Source organism: Mesorhizobium sp. P3_A9, from assembly GCF_056402975.1.
Genome location: NZ_JBFUGJ010000484.1, coordinates 1 through 3,476, shown reverse-complemented (window position 1 = coordinate 3,476; position 3,476 = coordinate 1). Strand labels below are relative to the sequence as shown.

General features: G+C 60.9%; 4 protein-coding genes and 1 pseudogene. All 5 read left to right on the top strand.

Annotation, left to right across the window (positions count from 1 at the left end; genetic code table 11):
* The coding region (locus AC1DX0_RS33000) for a Zn-dependent hydrolase (protein WP_477358559.1) at positions 1-964 on the top strand (964 nt) is incomplete at its 5' end.
* A 3-nt stretch (positions 965-967) separates the two neighbouring features.
* Positions 968-1,360, top strand: a complete 393-nt coding sequence (locus tag AC1DX0_RS32995) for a hypothetical protein (protein ID WP_477221875.1) — start codon at positions 968-970, stop codon at positions 1,358-1,360.
* A 58-nt stretch (positions 1,361-1,418) separates the two neighbouring features.
* Positions 1,419-2,870 (top strand): dihydropyrimidinase, encoded by a 1,452-nt coding sequence (gene hydA, locus AC1DX0_RS32990; RefSeq protein ID WP_477358557.1) that lies wholly within the window; start codon positions 1,419-1,421, stop codon positions 2,868-2,870.
* Between the two features lie 2 nt (positions 2,871-2,872).
* On the top strand, positions 2,873-3,244 hold the full coding sequence (locus tag AC1DX0_RS32985) for a hypothetical protein (RefSeq protein ID WP_477221877.1): 372 nt from the start codon (positions 2,873-2,875) through the stop codon (positions 3,242-3,244).
* A 23-nt stretch (positions 3,245-3,267) separates the two neighbouring features.
* Positions 3,268-3,476, top strand: a pseudogene (locus tag AC1DX0_RS32980) (hypothetical protein); the annotation flags it as partial.

The window sequence follows — 3,476 nt, the reverse complement described above, 5'->3', positions numbered from 1 at the left end:
GTATGACGGCGTCCTCGGCGTKCTSGGCGGGCTGGAAGTGGTGCGCTCGCTCAACGATCTCGGCATCAAGACCAAACAYCCGATYGTCGTCACCAACTGGACSAAYGAGGAAGGCTCRCGCTTTGCCCCGGCGATGATGGCATCCGGCGTGTTCGCCGGCGTGCTCGATCAGGCCGATGTCTACGAGCACACCGACAAGCAGGGCAAGAAATTCGGCGAGGAACTGGAGCGCATCGGCTGGAAGGGCACCGAGAAGGTCGGAGATCGCAAGATCCACGCCTTCTTCGAACTGCATATCGAGCAGGGCCCGATCCTCGAGGACGAAGACATCGACATCGGTGTCGTCACCCACGGCCAGGGGCTGAAATGGCTGCAGGTGACGCTGACCGGCAAGGAAGCCCATACCGGCTCGACGCCGATGCCCAAGCGCCGCAATGCCGGTCTCGGCATGGCYCGCGTSATCGARCTSGTGCACGAGATYGCCATGGACTAYCAGCCSGACGCMGTCGGCGCKGTCGGCCACATGGAAGTSTTTCCGAAYTCGCGCAACATCATCGCCGGCCGCACCGTCTTCACCATCGACATCCGCTCGCCGGAGAAGGAAGTGCTGGACGCCATGGAYGGCCGCATCCGCGAAGGCATCGACACGATCTGCGAGGCGCTCGATATCCAGTACAAGATAGAGCAGGTCGGCGCGTTCGATCCCGTTACTTTCGACGCCGGCTGCGTCAAGGCGATCCGCGATGCCGCCGAACGGCTCGGTTATTCGCACCGCAATCTGGTCTCGGGCGCCGGCCACGACGCCTGCTGGATCAACCGCGTTGCCCCGACCGCCATGGTGATGTGTCCCTGCGTTGACGGGTTGTCACACAACGAGGCTGAGGAAATCTCCAAGGAATGGGCTTCGGCCGGTGCCGACGTGCTGTTCCATGCGGTGGTGGAGACGGCTGTCATCGTGGAGTGAGTTATGGAGGATAAAAACGATCTGGATTTTGATGCTCTAGTCGCATTCATTCGCAAAGAAATCGACGAATACGACTACCCAGCGCTGACGAAAGATCGGACTGATTTGGTGGGTGTGCCGTTAGCCGAAGACGTCGTCATAGCTGACCTCGCGCGATTCCGCGCAGCATTGGTGAAGCCCTACTGGATCGACGTTGATCGCCGTGACACCCTCGCGGATATGGAAAGCGAGACACCGGTTGTCGAGAGATGTTCGGTGGTTACAGACGATCGCGACGGTTACCTTTTGGCCTACGAACCTCACAAGCAAGAATTTCTTCTGGTTTATCGAACGGAAGATCGCTGTGTGTCAATTGGCATCCGAGGTGACGCGGTCGGTTGTTATCTGGCGATATAGAGGTTGATACGGCAGCGATCAGAAGAAGTCGCGCCGTTTGGAACAAGGGAACATGAAAATGACCAAAGTCATCAAGAACGGCACCATCGTCACCGCCGACCGCACATGGAAGGCCGACGTGCTGATGCAGCACGGCAAGATCGTCGCCATCGGCTCGGACCTGCATGGCGATCATGAGTACGACGCCACCGGCTGCTATGTCATGCCGGGTGGCATCGATCCGCACACCCATCTCGAAATGCCGTTCATGGGCACCTATTCGGCCGACGATTTCGAATCCGGCACGCGGGCAGCCCTTGCCGGCGGCACGACGATGGTGGTCGATTTCTGCCTGCCGGCGCCGCAGCAATCGCTGTTGGAGGCCCTGCAGATGTGGGACAACAAGACGTCCAAGGCTGCCTGCGACTATTCCTTCCACATGGCGATCACCTGGTGGGGCAAGCAGGTGTTCGACGAAATGGCCACTGTCGTCGACAAGGGCATCACTTCGTTCAAGCACTTCATGGCCTACAAGGGCGCGCTGATGGTCGACGACGACGAGATGTATGCGTCGTTCCAGCGCTGCGCCGACCTTGGCGCGCTGCCTTTGGTGCACGCCGAAAATGGCGACGTGGTCGCAGCGCTCTCGCAGAAGCTGCTCGCCGCAGGCAACAATGGCCCTGAGGGCCACGCCTATTCACGCCCGCCGGAAGTGGAAGGCGAGGCAACCAACCGCGCCATCATGATCGCCGACATGGCCGGTGTGCCGCTCTATGTCGTGCATGTCTCCTGCGAACAAGCACACGAGGCCATCCGCCGGGCGCGACAGAAGGGCATGCGCGTGTTCGGCGAGCCGCTGGTCCAGCATTTGACCCTCGATGAAAGCGAATATTTCAACAAGGACTGGGACCATGCGGCGCGCCGCGTGATGAGCCCGCCTTTCCGCAACAAATTGCACCAGGATTCGCTGTGGGCCGGCCTGCAGGCCGGATCGCTGCAAGTGGTGGCGACCGACCATTGCGCCTTCACCACCAAGCAGAAGCGCAACGGCGTCGGCGATTTCACCAAGATCCCCAACGGCACCGGCGGTCTGGAAGACCGTTTGCCGGTGCTGTGGACCACYGGCGTCAWCACCGGCCGGYTGACGATGAACGAGTTCGTCGCTGTGACCTCGACCAACATCGCCAAGATCCTCAACATGTATCCGAAGAAGGGCGCCATCGTCGAAGGCGCTGATGCCGACATCGTCGTCTGGGAYCCGAAGCGSAAGAAGACGATCTCGKCSAAGAAGCAGCARTCGGTGATCGACTACAACGTGTTCGAAGGCTTCGAAGTGACCGGCCTGCCGCGCTTCGTCTTCTCGCGCGGCGAACTGTCTATCGAGGATGCCGAGGTGAAGGCCAAGCCCGGCCATGGCCARTTCGTCGGCCGCGAGCCGAACGCGGCGGTCAACCGGGCGCTGTCGACGTGGAAAGACATCACCGCGCCGCGCAAGGTCGAACGGTCAGGCATTCCGGCGACCGGGGTCTGAGCTTGGCGCGTTCGGCCGCGCTCATCTCGGTGGTCCTGGCGGCAGTTGCCGGTGGTCCGGCAAGTGCGGCCGGGGTGCTGGCCGGCTCCTGGGGCAATGATGTCGGCTGTGCCGGCGTCAAGGCCGGGTATCAGGACAGCGATGCCTATATCCTGCTGACCGCGGAAGGCATCGAGACCTATGGCAGTGGTTGCCGGTTCGAGCAGCAATTGACGACGGCTCTGGGTACGCAATCGCTTGATGCAACCTGTTCCGCCGAGGGCGAGGCGGGGACGACGAGCGAAACCATCGTGGTCACCAACAAGGGAGAGGATGGTTTCTTGGTCACCATTCCCGGCCTTGAGAAACTGGGGCCGCTGCAATCATGTTCTTGACGTTGGGCAATGGGGGAATGAGCATGCGTRGTTTTAGTCTGTCTGTTGCGGTGGTTGTCGTTTTGACTGCCGGTCAGGCTTCCGCGGCAGGCATCGATCTGTCGAAACCCTATGGCGACAAATATGGCTGCATCAACCGCAACGGCCAGGAAGTCGCCGCCGATCAGATGCTGCTTTTGACCGACAAGGAATTGATCACCGCCGCCAGCGCCTGCACGTTCACGAAGACGCA

What these genes read in the sequence shown, in the direction of transcription:
- AC1DX0_RS32995 (WP_477221875.1), top strand. Translation starts at nt 968, where the DNA reads ATGGAGGATAAAAACGATCTGGATTTTGATGCTCTAGTCGCATTCATT.